Annotated in this window: 15 protein-coding genes and 1 pseudogene; 12 read left to right on the plus strand and 4 right to left on the minus strand. The window is 62.7% G+C overall.

The genetic code is table 11. The features are described from left to right. Nucleotides 1-116: 116 nt before the first annotated feature. Nucleotides 117-776: a glutathione S-transferase family protein gene (locus ACLEJR_RS05395; RefSeq protein WP_440812605.1), complete on the plus strand. Its 660-nt coding sequence runs from the start codon at nucleotides 117-119 to the stop codon at nucleotides 774-776. Between the two features lie 137 nt (nucleotides 777-913). Here ACLEJR_RS05395 and argH read toward each other — a convergent pair whose 3' ends face one another. Next, nucleotides 914-2308 (minus strand): argininosuccinate lyase, encoded by a 1395-nt coding sequence (argH, locus tag ACLEJR_RS05400; protein WP_440796061.1) that lies wholly within the window; start codon nucleotides 2306-2308, stop codon nucleotides 914-916. Nucleotides 2309-2772: 464 nt separating this feature from the next. Between argH and ACLEJR_RS05405 the strand changes: the two genes are divergently transcribed. From ACLEJR_RS05405 to rsd, 7 genes and pseudogenes are all read left to right on the plus strand, one after another. Beyond that, nucleotides 2773-3519: a LytR/AlgR family response regulator transcription factor gene (locus tag ACLEJR_RS05405; protein ID WP_440796059.1), complete on the plus strand. Its 747-nt coding sequence runs from the start codon at nucleotides 2773-2775 to the stop codon at nucleotides 3517-3519. 134 nt (nucleotides 3520-3653) lie between these two features. Further along, the gene (hemC, locus tag ACLEJR_RS05410) at nucleotides 3654-4595 is read left to right on the plus strand and encodes a hydroxymethylbilane synthase (RefSeq protein WP_440812607.1); all 942 of its coding nucleotides are present in this window, start codon (nucleotides 3654-3656) and stop codon (nucleotides 4593-4595) included. Then, nucleotides 4592-5338, plus strand: a pseudogene (locus ACLEJR_RS05415) (uroporphyrinogen-III synthase); the annotation flags it as partial. The gene hemC and the pseudogene ACLEJR_RS05415, both read left to right, overlap by 4 nt. 36 nt (nucleotides 5339-5374) lie before the next feature. Further along, nucleotides 5375-6508: a uroporphyrinogen-III C-methyltransferase gene (locus tag ACLEJR_RS05420; RefSeq protein ID WP_440796183.1), complete on the plus strand. Its 1134-nt coding sequence runs from the start codon at nucleotides 5375-5377 to the stop codon at nucleotides 6506-6508. Next, nucleotides 6505-7752: a heme biosynthesis protein HemY gene (locus ACLEJR_RS05425; protein WP_440812609.1), complete on the plus strand. Its 1248-nt coding sequence runs from the start codon at nucleotides 6505-6507 to the stop codon at nucleotides 7750-7752. Before ACLEJR_RS05420 ends, ACLEJR_RS05425 begins: the two co-directional genes overlap by 4 nt. A gap of 334 nt (nucleotides 7753-8086) precedes the next feature. Further along, the gene (locus ACLEJR_RS05430; RefSeq protein ID WP_440796053.1) at nucleotides 8087-8629 is read left to right on the plus strand and encodes a disulfide bond formation protein B; all 543 of its coding nucleotides are present in this window, start codon (nucleotides 8087-8089) and stop codon (nucleotides 8627-8629) included. A 174-nt stretch (nucleotides 8630-8803) separates the two neighbouring features. Continuing rightward, nucleotides 8804-9262: a sigma D regulator gene (rsd, locus tag ACLEJR_RS05435; protein ID WP_245139466.1), complete on the plus strand. Its 459-nt coding sequence runs from the start codon at nucleotides 8804-8806 to the stop codon at nucleotides 9260-9262. 60 nt (nucleotides 9263-9322) lie between these two features. Here rsd and ACLEJR_RS05440 read toward each other — a convergent pair whose 3' ends face one another. After that, on the minus strand, nucleotides 9323-9988 hold the full coding sequence (locus ACLEJR_RS05440; RefSeq protein ID WP_440812611.1) for an FKBP-type peptidyl-prolyl cis-trans isomerase: 666 nt from the start codon (nucleotides 9986-9988) through the stop codon (nucleotides 9323-9325). Between the two features lie 192 nt (nucleotides 9989-10180). Here ACLEJR_RS05440 and ACLEJR_RS05445 point away from each other — a divergent pair, with 192 nt between their 5' ends. After that, on the plus strand, nucleotides 10181-11314 hold the full coding sequence (locus tag ACLEJR_RS05445; protein ID WP_440812612.1) for an AlgP family protein: 1134 nt from the start codon (nucleotides 10181-10183) through the stop codon (nucleotides 11312-11314). Here ACLEJR_RS05445 and ACLEJR_RS05450 read toward each other — a convergent pair. Continuing rightward, a complete protein-coding gene (locus tag ACLEJR_RS05450; protein ID WP_440812614.1) occupies nucleotides 11311-11775 on the minus strand; it encodes a TIGR02444 family protein in 465 nt (154 codons plus the stop codon). The two genes, ACLEJR_RS05445 and ACLEJR_RS05450, sit on opposite strands and share 4 nt — an antisense overlap. A 50-nt stretch (nucleotides 11776-11825) precedes the next feature. On the opposite strand from ACLEJR_RS05450, the gene ACLEJR_RS05455 reads away from it, so the two are divergent. The 3 genes from ACLEJR_RS05455 (at nucleotide 11826) to rhtB (ending at nucleotide 15046) form a co-directional block, all read left to right on the plus strand. Next, a complete protein-coding gene (locus tag ACLEJR_RS05455) occupies nucleotides 11826-13736 on the plus strand; it encodes an ATP-binding cassette domain-containing protein (protein ID WP_440812616.1) in 1911 nt (636 codons plus the stop codon). Further along, nucleotides 13736-14317 carry a mechanosensitive ion channel domain-containing protein gene (locus tag ACLEJR_RS05460; RefSeq protein WP_440812619.1) on the plus strand — a complete coding sequence of 194 codons (582 nt, stop codon included), beginning with the start codon at nucleotides 13736-13738 and terminating at the stop codon, nucleotides 14315-14317. The genes ACLEJR_RS05455 and ACLEJR_RS05460 overlap by 1 nt, the downstream gene beginning before the upstream one ends. A gap of 96 nt (nucleotides 14318-14413) precedes the next feature. Further along, on the plus strand, nucleotides 14414-15046 hold the full coding sequence (gene rhtB, locus ACLEJR_RS05465; protein WP_440796044.1) for a homoserine/homoserine lactone efflux protein: 633 nt from the start codon (nucleotides 14414-14416) through the stop codon (nucleotides 15044-15046). 168 nt (nucleotides 15047-15214) lie between these two features. Here the strand turns inward: rhtB and ACLEJR_RS05470 are convergent, their stop codons facing one another. Next, nucleotides 15215-15958 carry a penicillin-binding protein activator LpoB gene (locus tag ACLEJR_RS05470; protein WP_440796042.1) on the minus strand — a complete coding sequence of 248 codons (744 nt, stop codon included), beginning with the start codon at nucleotides 15956-15958 and terminating at the stop codon, nucleotides 15215-15217. Between the last annotated feature and the right edge of the window lie 2 nt (nucleotides 15959-15960).

A 15960-nucleotide genomic window follows, 5' to 3' on the forward strand; every position in this document is an offset into this window, starting at 1 on the left:
CTGTAGGAAAGCCGCCAGTCTACCCGCATTCAGCGGCGTGATGCTCCTGGCGCAAAAGGTACAGGCGGTCTATAACCCAGGGCTGCCAACCCCACACGGCCTGGAGGCAAGTGTAAATGCTCAAGCTTTATGGTTTCGCTGTCAGTAATTACTACAACATGGTCAAGCTGGCGCTCCTGGAGAAGGGCCTGCCTTTCGAAGAGGTGCCGTTCTACGGCAACCAGACTTCGGAGGTATTGACCATCAGCCCTCGCGGCAAGGTGCCGGTGTTGAAAACCGAACACGGGTTTATCAACGAAACCAGCGTGATCCTGGAATATATCGAGCAGACCCAGCCAGGCAAGGCCCTGCTGCCTGACGATCCGTTCCAGCGCGCCCAGGTGCTTTCGATGTGCAGGGAGATCGAGCTTTACATCGAACTGCCGGGGCGGGCCTGCTATGGCGAGGTGTTTTTCGGCGTGGCGGTTCCTGATGCGATCAAGGAAAAGACCCGGGCCGAATTGCTGCTGGGGTTCGCCACGCTGGGGCGGCACGGCAAGTTCGAGCCGTTTGTAGCGGGCGACAGCCTGAGCCTGGCCGACCTGTATTTTCTCTACAGTGTTTCACTGGCGTGTCAGGTGGGCAGGAAATTGTTCGATCTCGACTTGCTGGCGGATATGCCGGCGGCGAAAGCGCTGATGGAGCGGCTGGAGCAGAACCCGAACGTGCGGCGGATCGCGGCGGATAAAGAGGCAGCGATGTCGGAGTTTTTGGCGATGGTGGCGGCCAAGAAGTGAGACTTGCGGTGTATTGAAGTCGGTCATCGCGAGCAGGCTCGCTCCCACAGTGGTCTTGGTTGGACACTAGTCGTGTGTCCGTCAAAATTCCTGTGGGAGCGAGCTTGCTCGCGATGCTCTTTTTCAGCTTTCAGCTTTCAGCGGCTGGCGAGCAACGCCTGGCCACGCACCACCGCGGCCTTGACCTGCGCCGGGGCCGTACCGCCGATGTGATCACGGGCATTGACCGAGCCTTCGAGGGTCAGCACCGCAAACACGTCCTGCTCGATCTGGTCGCTGAACTGGCGCAGTTCGTCCAGGCTCATCTCCGCCAGGTCCTTGCCGCTGTCCACGCCATACTTCACGGCATGGCCGACAATCTCGTGGCAATCGCGGAATGGCAAGCCGCGGCGCACCAGGTAGTCGGCCAGGTCGGTGGCGGTGGAGAAACCGCGCAGGGCGGCCTCGCGCATCACCGTGTGCTTGGGCTTGATGGCCGGAATCATGTCGGCAAAGGCCCGCAGCGAGTCGCGCAGGGTGTCGGCGGCGTCGAACAGTGGTTCCTTGTCCTCCTGGTTGTCCTTGTTGTAGGCCAGCGGCTGGCCTTTCATCAGGGTCAGCAGGCCCATCAGCGCGCCGAACACCCGGCCGCTCTTGCCCCGCACCAGCTCCGGGACGTCGGGGTTTTTCTTTTGCGGCATGATCGAGCTGCCGGTGCAGAAGCGGTCGGGCAGATCGATGAATTGGAATTGCGCGCTGGTCCACAGCACCAGCTCTTCGGAGAAGCGTGACAGGTGCATCATTGCGATGCTGGCGGCGGAGCAGAATTCGATGGCGAAATCGCGGTCCGAGACATTATCCAGGGAGTTGCCGCCCACGGCATCGAAGCCCAGCAGTTGGGCGGTATAGGCGCGATCGATCGGGTAGGTGGTACCGGCCAGCGCGGCGCTGCCCAGGGGCATGCGATTGGTGCGCTTGCGGCAATCGACCAGCCGCTCGTAGTCGCGGCTGAGCATTTCGAACCAGGCCAGCATGTGGTGCCCGAAAGTCACTGGCTGCGCGGTTTGCAGATGGGTGAAGCCGGGCATGATGCTTTCGGCCTCGCGTTCGGCCTGTTCCAGCAGGCCTTTTTGCAGGCGGGTGATTTCGCCCAGGATCAGGTCGATTTCATCGCGCAGCCACAGGCGGATGTCGGTAGCCACCTGGTCGTTGCGGCTGCGGCCGGTGTGTAGCTTCTTGCCGGTCACGCCGATGCGGTCGGTCAGGCGCGCTTCGATGTTCATGTGCACGTCTTCGAGGTCGACGCGCCAGTCGAACTGGCCGGCCTCGATTTCCGCCTGGATGGTTTTCAGGCCATCGATGATGCTGTCGCGCTCGGCATCGGTCAGTACGCCGACCTTGGCCAGCATGGTGGCGTGGGCGATCGAACCCATGATGTCGTGGCGATACAGGCGCTGGTCAAAGTTGACGGAGGCGGTGAAGCGGGCGACGAAGGCGTCGACGGGTTCACTGAAGCGGCCGCCCCAGGACTGATTGGTCTTGTCAGTGCTCATGATTCGCTCGTGATCGGCTGTTGAGAAATTAGCGGTTAAAGGCTGCGGCGGATGATAGCAGGGTTGCCGGGGCTGGCGCTGGCACTGGTGGGCAGGTTTTTCCAACGGCAGGTAGGCATTCGACGAAGGTTTTGCGGCAACGATATTTTTCGATTGAGCAATATCGTTCCGGCAACCGTCTACAGTGGACGATAGGACTGTAGTTTTTTCCATCCAGGGCGCACCGGACCACTATCAAGAAGGGGGGAGCTCATATTGATCGAATCGAATGTCAACAATCCCTACGGCGACGCCGTGCGACAACGGGCCCCGGGTAACGGTCGGCAAGCGCTGGTAAAGATAGGCAACCGCCTCGCGGCACTTTTTGGCCCTCGGACCAGTCTTAGCGTGGATCGCGGTGACGCATGTCACTTGCCCTGTCTACGCTATCCTTGTGCGAGACTCACGCAGGAATCCAGCGCAATATGAATGTCCTGATCGTTGATGACGAACCACTGGCCCGCGAGCGCCTGAGCCGAATGGTTGGCGAACTCGAGGGTTACAGTGTCCTGGAGCCGAGCGCCACCAATGGCGAAGAGGCATTGGCCTTAATCGACAGCCACAAGCCGGATATCGTGCTGCTCGACATTCGCATGCCTGGCCTGGATGGCTTGCAGGTTGCGGCGAAGTTGTGCGAGCGCGAGTCACCGCCGGCCGTGGTGTTCTGTACCACGCGCGATGACTTCCCGCCCGAGGTGTTGCAGGCCGGCTCTGTGGGCTATCTGCTCAAGCCGGTGGCGTCCGAGGCGTTGATCGATGCCTTGCGCAAGGCCGAGCGACCGAACCGGGTGCAACTGGCGGCGTTGACCCGTCCGGCCGCGGAAAGCGGCAGCGGCCCGCGCAGCCACATCAGTGCCCGCACCCGCAAAGGCATTGAACTGATCCCACTGAACCAGGTGGTCTATTTCATCGCCGACCATAAGTACGTGACCCTGCGCCACGAGAGCGGCGAAGTGTTGCTGGACGAGCCGCTCAAGGCGCTCGAAGACGAGTTCGGCGAACGCTTCGTGCGCATCCACCGCAATGCCTTGGTGGCCCGCGAGCGTATCGAACGCCTGCAACGCACGCCCCTGGGGCACTTCCAGCTGTTTCTCAAAGGCCTCAATGGCGACGCGCTGATTGTCAGCCGTCGGCACGTGGCCGGCGTGCGCAAGATGATGCAGCACCTCTAGACCGGTTCGAGGGCTTGCAACGCGTTTCATTCCAGGAGTTGACGGCCAGGGAGGCCTTGGGGTCGTGATTCAAGTCAAAGCGGTTTTGACTGAGCTGTTATTATCTGCCGTATCTTTTAAATACGGATTGATCCATGTCCTCTCGCGAGATCCGCATCGCCACCCGCAAAAGCGCCCTGGCCCTCTGGCAGGCCGAGTACGTCAAGACCCGTCTGGAAACCGCCCATCCCGGTCTGGTCGTGACCCTGGTGCCCATGGTCAGTCGCGGCGACAAGCTGCTGGACTCTCCGCTGTCGAAAATCGGTGGCAAGGGCCTGTTCGTCAAAGAGTTGGAAACCGCCTTGCTGGACAATGAAGCCGACATCGCCGTGCACTCGATGAAAGACGTGCCCATGGACTTCCCCGAAGGCCTGGGCCTGTTTTGCATCTGCGAGCGGGAAGATCCTCGCGATGCATTCGTGTCCAATAGCTTTTCCAGCCTCGACGCGTTGCCTGCCGGGAGCGTGGTCGGCACATCCAGCCTGCGGCGCCAGGCGCAGTTGCTGACGCGCCGCCCGGATCTGCAGATCCGCTTCCTGCGCGGCAACGTCAACACGCGGCTGGCCAAGCTTGACGCGGGTGAGTACGACGCGATTATTCTCGCCGCCGCCGGCCTGATTCGTCTGGGCTTCGAAGAGCGCATCACCTCGGCCATCAGCGTCGATGACAGCCTGCCGGCCGGTGGACAGGGGGCGGTGGGTATCGAATGTCGCAGCGCCGACAGCGACATCCACGCCTTGCTGGCGCCGCTGCACCATGAAGACACCGCGACTCGGGTCTTCGCCGAGCGCGCCCTCAACAAACATCTCAACGGCGGCTGCCAGGTGCCGATTGCCTGTTACGCCGTACTCGAAGGCGAGCAGGTCTGGTTGCGTGGCCTGGTGGGCGACCCCAGTGGCGGCCGGTTGCTGAGCGCCGAAGCCCGAGCACCGCGTCGTGATGCCGAGGCACTGGGCGTGCGGGTGGCCGAAGACCTGCTGGGCCAGGGCGCCGATGAGATTCTCAAGAAAGTCTATGGCGAGGCTGGCCACGCGTGACGGGTTGGCGGCTGCTGCTCACCCGACCAGCGGATGAGTCGTCGGCGCTGGCGGCTGTCCTGGCCGAAGCGGGAATATACAGTGCCAGTTTGCCCTTGCTGGATATCGAGCCGGTGCCGCTGTCCGATGCCGGTCGGGGAATGCTCCAGGCGCTGGACCAATATTGCGCGGTGATCGTTGTCAGCAAGCCCGCTGCCCGTCGGTGTGTCGAGCTGCTTCATCAATACTGGCCCCAGCCGCCGGACCTGCCGTGGTTCAGCGTGGGCGCCGCCACCGGACAGATTCTTGCCGAAGCGGGGCTGGCAGTGTCTTATCCCGACAATGGCGATGACAGCGAAGCCCTGCTTGAGCTACCTGGATTGCGCGAGGCGACCAACCGGCCCGATCCTCGGGTTTTGATCGTGCGTGGCGAGGGCGGGCGCGGCTTGCTGGCAGAGCGTTTGCGCGAGCAAGGTGCTAGTGTCGATTATCTGGAATTGTACCGACGCGGCCTGCCGGATTACTGCGAAGGCGAGCTGCCGGCGAAAGTCGAAGCGGAACGCTTGAACGCCCTGGTGGTCAGCAGTGGGCAGAGCTTCGAGCATCTGCAGCGGCTGGCCGGCGATGCCTGGCCGGCGCTGGCCCGGTTACCGTTGTTTGTTCCAAGCCCACGGGTTGCCGAGATGGCGCGTGCCGCCGGGGCCCGGACAGTTGTGGATTGTCGCGGCGCCAATGCCGCGGCTTTGCTGGCGGCGTTACGGGAACAATCCGTGCCGTTTTCTAATGCAAAGGATGGATACGTGAGCGAAACAGCCTTGCCAAAAGAAGAACAAATCCAGCCGGCCATCGATGCGTCGGTTGAAACCCCGGCCCCGGTGGCGCCGCGTCGCGGCAACGGCCTGGCAATCGTCGCATTGTTGCTAGGAGCCGCTGGCGTGGCCGTTGGCGGCTGGAGCGTGTGGCAGCTGCGTCACCTGCAGACCAACAACCAACAGCAGTCGGCCCAGGTCCAGGCGCTGAACGATCAGGCTCAGACCCTCAAACTCAATGAACAGCGCCTGAGCGAACGCCTGGCCCAGCTGCCGCCAGCCGAAGAGTTGGAAGAGCGGCGGCGTCTGGTGGCCCAGCTGCAAGGCGACCAACAGCATCTGAGCCAGCGCCTGGAAACCGTGCTGGGCGCCAGTCGCAAGGACTGGCGCCTGGCCGAGGCCGAGCATCTCTTGCGCCTGGCCAGCCTGCGTCTGTCCGCCCTGCAAGACATCAACAGTGCCCAGGCGCTGGTCCAGGGCGCCGACGAAATCCTGCGAGAGCAGAACGACCCCGGTGCGTTCGCCGCCCGTGAACAACTGGCCAAGACCCTCGCCGCTTTGCGCAGTACCGAGCAACCGGATCGCACCGGGTTGTTCCTGCAGTTGGGCGCCCTGCGTGATCAGGTGCTGCAGCTCTCTGAGCTGGCGCCGGAGTACAAGGACCGTGGCGAGTCGTTGCTGGGCCTGACCGCCGACGGCGATGGCGCCAGCCGCTGGGCACAATGGTGGGACCAGATCTCGCGCTACATCCGTATCGATTTCAACGCCGACGAGAACGTCCGTCCGTTGCTGGCCGGGCAGAGCCTGATGCAAGTTCGCCTGGCGTTGAGCCTGGCCCTGGAGCAGGCGCAATGGGCTGCCCTCAATGGTCAGGCGCCGGTGTACACCCAGGCATTGGCCGAAGCGCGGGACGTGCTCAAGAACAACTTCAACCAGGACAATCCGCAGAGCAAAATCATGCTCGAACGAGTGGTTGAGCTGTCCCGGCAGCCGGTGACCGTGGTCACACCGGATCTGACGGGTACGCTGAGCAGCGTCCAGGCCTACCTCGAACGCCGCAACCTGAACGCCGAAGAGTCGGTCAAGCCGCTGCCCAAGGCCGGCGGGCAGGAGACTGCGCCATGAAACGCCTTTACGTGATTCTGTTCGTGGTCATCGCCGTCGCCGCGTTGCTGGGCGTGGCGATTGCCGAGCATTCGGGTTATGTGTTGGTGGCGTACAAGAATTTCCGCTATGAAGCCGGCTTGTGGGTCACCCTGGCGCTGGTGGCGGTGCTCTGGCTGGTATGGCGCGGGATCCGCGCATTGATCGGGTTGGTGACGACTTCCAGTGGCGTGGTCAATCCATGGTCGCGACGCAATCGCAGCCGCCGTGTGCAGGTGGCGATCGAGCATGGCCAGCTGGATCTGGCCGAAGGCCGCTGGGCCAGTGCCCAGCGTCACCTGCATCGCGCCGCCGAAGCCGAGCGCCAGCCGTTGCTGTATTACCTGGGGGCCGCCCGGGCCGCCAATGAGCAGGGGCTCTACGAGCAGAGCGACAGTCTGCTGGAGCGTGCCCTGGAACGTCAGCCCCAGGCAGAACTGGCCATCGCGTTGACGCACGCGCAACTGCAGACCGATCGGGGCGACACCGAGGGCGCGTTAAGCACGCTGCAAGCCATGCATGAACGCCATCCCCATAACGCGCAGACCCTGCGGCAGTTGCAACGGCTGCACCAGCAGCGCGGTGACTGGTCGGCGGTGATCCGGCTGTTGCCGGAGCTGCGTAAGGATAAGGTCTTGTCCGCCAGTGAGCTGGCTGAGCTTGAGCGGCGGGCCTGGGGCGAGAACCTCAGCCTGGCGGCTCATCGGGAGGAAGACGGCAGCGTCGGGCTGCAATCGCTCAATCGCGCCTGGCAACAGCTGACTTCCGCCCAGCGCCAGGAGCCGGCACTGGTACTGGCCTATGCCGAGCAACTGCGGCAACTGGGCGCCCAGGTCGAGGCCGAAGAAGTGCTGCGTGTCGCGCTCAAGCGTCACTACGACAGCCATCTGGCACGTCTTTATGGATTGGTTCGTGGCAGTGATCCAGCCCGGCAATTGCAAACGGCCGAAGGCTGGCTCAAGGAGCATCCGGCCGACCCGAGCCTGCTGCTGACGCTGGGACGCTTGTGCCTGCAAAACAGTCTGTGGGGCAAGGCGCGGGACTATCTGGAAAATAGCCTGCGGATTCAGCGCAACCCGGAAGCCTGCGCCGAGCTGGCGCGGTTGTTGGCGCAGCTGGGAGATGCCGAGCGCAGCAACCAATTGTTCCAGGAGGGATTGGGGTTGCTGGACGAGCGCCTGCTGGCCGCACCGTTGCCCGTGCCAGCGCAGGTCATGCCTACTTGAAACAATAATCAGTGTGGCGAGGGAGCTTGCTCCCGCTCGGTCGGTCCGACGCCTCGGGCGCAGCAGCCGCAAATGCGCGTCGCGTTGAATTGGGGCTGCGTTGCAGCCCAGCGGCAGCAAGCTCCCTCGCCACAGTTTGTCGATAACCTTGAGTCGGCGAATACAGCGCTTGAATGGTGTCTTCAGCAAAGTCCTACAGCTAACCGCGCACAATCCTCTTCCACCTGTCGGGAATTCCCTACATTCCTGGTGAAGTGTCTGCCTGGGCCCGCCTTGAAAGGGTCGGCGCGTTTCCTCTAACGTAACTGCTTGTCTCTTCTGTTACGGAACCGCCATGTCTTTGGCTAGCTCACGCTTCTTGTTTCTCATGGCTTCCATCGCCGCAGCCCTGGCTCTGGGCGTCACCGGTTACCTGGAATACTCGGTGGGCCTGACGCCTTGCAGCCTCTGTGTCCTGCAGCGGTTGTGCCTGATGCTGTTCCTGGTAAACAGCCTCGTGGCCTGCGTACATGGCGCAGGCCAGGGGGGCAGCATTGGCTACGCGGTGGCGGGGTTGGCTGCTGCGTCTACGGGGATGGTGCTGGCCGGACGGCAAGTGTTGCTGCAAAGCGGTTCGTTCGAGGCGCTACCCGATTGCGTGGCGCAACTGACGAAGGCGGACTCCTGGTGGTGCGCCCTGCACCGTGTGCTCGCCGGGGGAGTGGATTGCGCGAACATCACCTGGACTTTGCTGGACTTGAGCATTCCCGAGTGGAGCCTGCTGTTTTTTCTCGCGGTGTCCATCGCGATGACCTACCTGCTGCTGCGTCTCGCCTGGAATGCTCTGGTACGACCGCTTGGTGGCGAAACGTCGCAGTTGGTCAGGGCCTGGGATTAAACACTTGTATGAACTTTATCTCCTGCGTAACTTGAAGCCGTTGTCGTGCGGGCATAATCTGGCCCGCACGTGTCATTGGAATCGTGCCACTCGATCATGTTGTGTCTGGCTTGTTCCTGATCCTTCAGGCGTATGCAGGCTGCGAGGGCATGACTCACAAGGGAAGAAATCACCATGCTCGAAAGTTGTCAGAATGCTCAGGAACGCTGGGGTGGGGTGCACCTGCTGATCGATCGCTGGTTGCAGGAGCGGCACGAGCTGGTTCGGTCCTACGATGCGCTGGGCGACAAGCCTGAGGCGTTGAGCGAAAGCCGTAAGCCCTTGCAGGAATTCTGCGGTGTGCTGGTTGACTACGTATCGGCTGGCCATTTCGAGATCTACGAACAACTGACGGGCGAGGCGAAGGCGTTCAACGACAAGCGCGGCCTGGAACTTGCCGAGCAGATCTATCCGCGCATCGATGTCATCACCGAAAAGCTGCTGGCGTTCAACGACCTGTGCGATGAAGGCAAATGCGTCGCGGAGAAATTCAAGGAGCTGGGCGGTTTGCTGCATGAGCGCTTCGAGCTGGAAGATTGCCTGATCGAAGTGCTGCACAACGCCCACAAGGAAGAAGCTGCGGTCCAGGCCTGACGGACTCGCGGTCAAGAAAAAAACGGTACGCATTGCGTACCGTTTTTTGTTTGGGCGCTATCAGCCTGTCGCGCCCAGCAACTCGATCTCGAACACCAGCGGCGTGAAGGGCGGGATCACGTCCCCGGCACCTTCGGCGCCATAGGCCTGGGTCGAAGGAATTACCAGCCGCCACTTCGCGCCGACTGGCATCTGCGGCAGCGCGCTGCGCCAACCGTCGATCACGCTGTCCAGGTTGAACCACTGCGCCTGATGGTTGGAGTCGAACACCGTGCCGTCCGGCAGCCGTCCGGTGTAGAGCACCTGGACCTTGCCGTGGGGACCGGCCTTGGCACCTTTGCCTGGCTTGAGTTCGGTCAGCAGGATGCCGTCGGCGAGCTGTTGGACGCCGGGGCGGCTGCGTTCTTCATTGAGAAATTTCTGTTCCGTTTTCAAGGCCGCTTCGATCTGCGGCGTTGTCGACTGCGCTGTCAGCTGCGCCTGATGCTCGGCGAGAATCTGCTCGATGCGCTCATCCTTGAGCGCCAGCGGCTTACCCAGGTAAGCCTGTTGCAGACCTTCCACCAACGCCTGGATCTGCAGGTTCGGGACGTCCTGGCGCAAGCGCTCGCCCAGGCTCGCGCCAAGGCTGTAGGCCAGGTCGTGGGAATCGTTCGTGCTGGTTTTCTCCACGGCCTGGGCCATGGAGCCAACGATGCACAAGCATAAAAACAGGTGACGCGACATGTGTGCTCTCCGACCTCGAATCGAGGAATTATGCCAGTGCCGATCTGTGTTGAGGTGGACTGCTCGAACCGTGGGTGCAGAAGATTTTTCGTACCTTGCAACGCAACGCCATGTGTACTGTCAACATGCCCTAGCGGCGGTTGCAGCAGAGGAATAGTATGAGCCGCACTCACGTCAGTCAGGAGGTAAACCATGTCGGCCACTAAGAAGCCTGTAAACACTCCGTTGCACTTGCTCCAACAACTCTCGGGCACCTTGCTCGAGCATCTGGAAAATGCCTGCTCCCAAGCCCTGGCTGATGCTGAAAAACTGCTCGCCAAACTGGAAAAACAACGCGGCAAGGCGCAGGAAAAACTGCACAAGTCCCGCACCAAGCTGCAAGGCGCCGCAACCGCCGGCAAGGCCAAGGCACAAGCCAAGGCCAAGGACGTGGTGAAAGAACTCGAAGACTTGCTCGATGCTCTGAAGGATCGTCAATCCGAAACCCGCGCCTATATTCTGCAACTCAAGCGCGATGCCCAGGAAAGCCTGAAACTGGCCCAGGGTGTCGGGCGCGTGCAGGAAGCTGCGGGCAAGGCGCTGGCCGCTCGTGCTGCCAAGCCTGTCGCTGTATCGGCCAAGAAGCCGGCCGCTAAACCCGTTGCCGCAAAAACACCGGTCAAGGCGGCTGCCAAGCCTGCCGCGAAAGCACCGGCCAAAGTGGCAAGCAAGCCGGCGGCCAAACCCGTCGCTGCCAGCGCAGCGAAACCTGCGGCGAAAAAACCAGCGGTCAAGGCTGCCGCCAAACCTGCGGTTAAAACTGCAGCCGCCAAGCCTGCTGCCAGGCCAGCCGCAAAACCCGCTGCTAAACCTGCTGCTAAAACCACCGCTGCCAAACCCGCTGCGACCAAAACTGCCGCGGCCAAGCCAGCTGCAAAATCGACCGCTGCGAAGCCGGCTGCCAAGCCTGCGGCCACCAAGACGGCTGCTGCCAAACCTGCTGTGAAAGCGGCCGCCAAACCTGCCGCTGCCAAAGCACCGGCTAAAACTGCGGCCAAGCCAGCCGCCAGCACTGCTGCGGCAAAACCTGCGGCCAAGCCTGCCGCCGCGAAAGCAACCGCTGCGAAGCCTGCCGCTAAGCCTGCTGGTGCCAAGCCTGCTGCCGCTAAACCTGCAGCGAAAAAGCCAGCCGCCGCAAAACCTTCGACTGCCTCCGCAGCCAAGCCTGCGACCTCGACTCCGGCTCCGACCGCTGCGCCTGCCCCAGCCGCCAGCACCCCGGCACCTGCAGCCACGCCATCGGCACCTGCAGCCTCGAGTACCAGCACCCCAACCAGCGCTTCCTAAGTGCCGGACACCGCGACGCGCAGCCGATGCAGTGCGTCGCGGTTCGCGGGACCGTCCACCCTCGCCAATGCCTCCAGCCATCGGGCTGAATCGATCTGTCCTGTTCTGCGCCAATCTGTGGCCGCCGTTTCCAATCGCTCCAGCAAATGCCGTTCGGCCTCCAACTCCAGTCCCTTGATCCGTTCGCGCAGGCTTCGAAGGTCCGCGTCTTGAAGGGCGTTCCTTTTCCACGCCACGCGCAGCGCCCTCAAGGGTCGGATCACCTCAGCGTCCCAGGGACCGGCCACTTGCCGAAGCTGTAGCAGCCGTTGTTCGTTGCAGGCCACGCCACGTTGTTCCAGCCACAGGCCGCACAGCAACAGGCAGACACTCGCGCCGGCGTCCTGCAATGCCAGGCAGGCTTGCTCTACGCCAGGCCTGGCGTAGAGGTCGAGGGAGAATTTCCACAGGTCAGGGGACATCGTGCTACTCGCGCCAGTTGCGAGCGAAGCTGGTAGACTCCGCCGCCATTATGATCCGACTTCAGAACCTGACTTTACAGCGTGGCCCGCAACGTCTGCTAGAAGACGCCGAGCTGACCCTGCACGCCGGCCATAAGGCCGGCCTCATCGGTGCCAACGGCGCCGGCAAATCGAGCCTGTTCGCGCTGCTTCGGGGCGAACTGCACCCGGACTCCGGCGATTGCTCGCTGCCGGCCGACTGGCGTATCGCCCACATGCGCCAAGAGGTCGATACCCTCGAGCGCCTGGCGGTGGACTATGTGCTCGACGGCGACGTGCGCCTGCGCCAGATCCAGCGCGACCTGGCGGCGGCCGAAGCGGCCCATGACGGCGCTGCCCAGGCCCGGCTGCACGCCGAGCTCGACAGCGCCGACGGCTACACCGCCGATGCCCGTGCACGCAAGTTGCTCGCCGGCCTGGGTTTCACCAATGAACAGATGGACCGCCAGGTCGGTGCCTTCTCCGGCGGTTGGCGGATGCGCCTGAACCTGGCGCAGGCCTTGATGTGCCCGTCGGATCTTTTGCTGCTCGACGAACCGACCAACCACTTGGACCTCGACGCCATCATCTGGCTCGAAGACTGGCTCAAAGGGTACCCGGGCACGCTGCTGCTGATTTCCCACGACCGTGATTTCCTCGACGCCGTGGTCGATCACGTGGCCCATGTCGACCAGCGCAAGTTGACCCTGTACCGCGGCGGCTACAGCGCTTTCGAGCGGGCCCGTGCCGAACGCCTGGCTCAGCAACAGCAGGCCTACGAGAAGCAGCAGGCGCAGCGTGCCCATATGGAAAGCTACATCGCCCGCTTCAAGGCCCAGGCCACTAAGGCCCGCCAGGCCCAGAGCCGGATCAAGGCACTGGAGCGGATGGAAGAGCTGTCGGCGGCCCATGTCGATTCGCCGTTCGATTTTGTCTTCCGTGAATCGACCAAGATCTCCAGCCCGCTGATCGACCTGTCTGACGCACGCCTGGGTTATGGCGACAAGACAGTGCTGGAGAAGGTCAAGCTGCAACTGACGCCGGGGGCGCGGATCGGTCTGTTGGGCCCCAATGGAGCCGGTAAGTCGACGCTGATCAAGAACCTCTCTGGCGAGCTTCAGCCCTTGGCCGGGCGCCTGACCCGTGGCGAGAACACCGTGGTCGGCTACTTCGCCCAGCACCAGTTGGACTCCCTCGATGCCAAGGCCAGTCCACTGCTGCACTTGCAACGTCTGGCGCCGACCGAGCGCGAGCAGACGCTGCGCGACTTCCTCGGTGGTTTCGATTTCCGTGGGGCGCGCATCGACGAGCCGGTGCTGAATTTCTCTGGTGGCGAAAAGGCGCGCCTGGCGCTGGCGTTGATCGCCTGGGGACGGCCGAACCTGTTGCTGCTCGACGAACCGACCAACCACCTGGACCTGGAAATGCGCCTGGCCCTGACCATGGCCTTGCAGGAATTCAGTGGTGCGGTATTGGTGGTCTCCCACGATCGGCATCTGCTCAAGAGCACCACGGATAATTTCTTCCTGGTGGCCGATGGCAAGGTCGAAGAGTTCGACGGCGATCTCGAAGACTATGCACGCTGGTTGGTGGATTATCGCCAGCGCAACGCACCGGTCAGTTCCACCCCGGTGAACCCGGACAAGACCGACAAGAAGGCCCAGCGCCAGGCCGCCGCGGCGTTGCGCCAGCAGCTGGCGCCGCACAAGCGCGAGGCCGACAAGCTCGAAGCCGAACTGGGCAAGCTGCATGAGCAGTTGCAGAAAATCGAAACCAGCCTCGGCGATAGCGGTCTCTACGAGGCGGCGCGCAAGGATGAGCTGCGTGAGCTGCTGGCCGAGCAGGCCAGGCTCAAGGTCAGGGAAGCGGAACTCGAGGAGGCGTGGATGCAGGCACTGGAACTGCTGGAAACCCTGCAAGCGGAGCTGGAGGCGTTGTCCTGATGGAAGCCCTGTCCCTGCCTGTCCCGGTCATGTGGATCGAGCCGATCTGGCTCGGTCTGCAGATCCTGCTGATTCTGCTGGTCGGCTATTTCGCCCAGCGCTTCGTGGCGCGTGCACTTACGCGCCTCGGCGAGCGTTATCCGTTGCCGCCGCAACTGGTGATCATCCTGCGGGGTGTGCTGCGCTGGCTGATCATGGGCAGTGCGGTGTTGATCGCGCTCGAGCGCCTGGGCGTCTCGGCCACGGTGCTGTGGACGGCGGTGTCGGGTTTCGTCGCCGTGGCGGCGGTGGCGTTCTTCGCCATCTGGAGTGTGTTGTCGAACCTGTTTTGCGCCGTTCTGATCTATACCGTCGGGCCGTTTCGCCTGGGGGATGTGGTGGAGCTGGTGGACACCACCGACAAGCCAGGCATCAAAGGCCGCGTAGTCGCCATCAACCTGCTTTACACCACGCTGATCGAACCCGAGGAACTCGGCACCGGCAGCGCCATGGTGCAGGTGCCCAACAGCCTGTTCTTCCAGCGTTCGGTACGGCGCTGGCGCGGCAGCGAGGCGTTTCCGGTCGGCGGGTTCCTCGAGTAGCCGAGCAGACCGACCGGCTCGTTCCAAAAAGCAGTGGTCAATCCCTCGGCGACGCATTAGCTTAATGGTTTCGACGAATCCGAGGCGAGGTGTGCGATGTTGCTGGAGACATGGCTGGCGTTTTTTGCGGCATGTTGGGTGATCAGCCTTTCGCCGGGCGCCGGTGCCATTGCATCGATGTCCAGTGGGCTGCAATACGGTTTCTGGCGTGGCTACTGGAATGCCTTGGGCCTGCAACTGGGTCTGGCTCTGCAAATTGTGATTGTCGCCGCCGGTGTCGGCGCGATTCTCACCGCGTCGGCCACCGCGTTCTATGCGATCAAATGGTTTGGCGTGGCGTATCTGGTCTACCTGGGCGTCAAGCAATGGCGCGCCATCCCCGCAGGCATCAGCGACGATGCGGCCGTGCGGCCTATCGGCAAGCCCATGGCGCTGCTGTTCCGCGGCTTCCTGGTCAACATCAGCAACCCCAAGGCCCTGGTGTTCATGCTTGCGGTGCTACCACAGTTCATCGATCCCCACGCGCCCCTGGTCAAGCAATACCTGATCCTGGGCGTGACCATGATCTGCGTCGATCTGATCGTCATGGCCGGCTACACCGGACTGGCGTCCAAGGTGCTGCGCCTGTTGCGTACGCCAAAACAGCAACGCCGGATGAACCGGACCTTCGCCGGACTGTTCATCGGCGCGGCGGGGTTGCTGGCGACGATTCGCAGGGCGGCGGTATAACCCGTTCTTTCTGAAACGGCAGCACTGTCCGATCTGAAGCAACGAAGGACCCCTGTGGCGAGGGAGCTTGCTCCCGCTGGGCTGCGCAGCAGCCCCAAAAGCCTGCGGTCGCTACGCCCGAGCGGGAGCAAGCTCCCTCGCCACAAAAGCATCACCCACCGGCAGTAATTAACGCAGGATCACCGGCGCCGTATCCCGTGGCAGGTTGTTACGCTGCGCGGGCTCGCGGGGTTGTTCATGGCTGGGGCCGCCGAGCTGTTGGCTCAGTTGCTGCGCCACGTCTTCACCCAAGGCCTTGGACACATCGCGTACCACCCGTGGACGGTTGAGGCTGATGTGCACGTCCCGATGGTTCAACAGCTTGGTGTCCTGGGCCTCACCCATGGCGGTGAAGGCCGAGGTGATTTCGTAGGTCTTGGTGTTGATCAGGCTGAAGTCCGCCACCAGGGTCAGCCCGAGTACCGCCGAGTAGCTATCGGTGTTGGCCAGTTCGTTGATGTCGCGGGTGAAGTCGATGTCCGACACGGTGCCGAACAGCACATAGTCGGCGCCCTTGAAATTCCCGGCCTTGATACGCTTGATGACGTCGTAGACGTCGCCCGTGGACGACGCGGTGTAGGGCGTGCCCTGCACCAGCTGGAACATCCCGCTGCGCAGGATTTCGCCCTTGATGTCACCGGTGAACTTGCGCAATTCACCCTGCTCGATGTAGCTGCTGGTGGCTTCCATCTCGTCGTAGCTCGACGATGCGCTGGCGCTGTAGGCGTTCGCCTGGAAGTTGCTCTGGGCGGAAACGGTATGGATGTATTCCTCCACCCGCTCCTGGTACGCCAGGTCCGTGACCGCGACTTTCGGGGCCGCCTGGGCGCCGAACGCGCAGGCCAGGGCCATGATGCCGATCCATGTGCGCATGG

Source organism: Pseudomonas sp. SMN5 (assembly GCF_052041925.1).
Taxonomy (GTDB): domain Bacteria; phylum Pseudomonadota; class Gammaproteobacteria; order Pseudomonadales; family Pseudomonadaceae; genus Aquipseudomonas.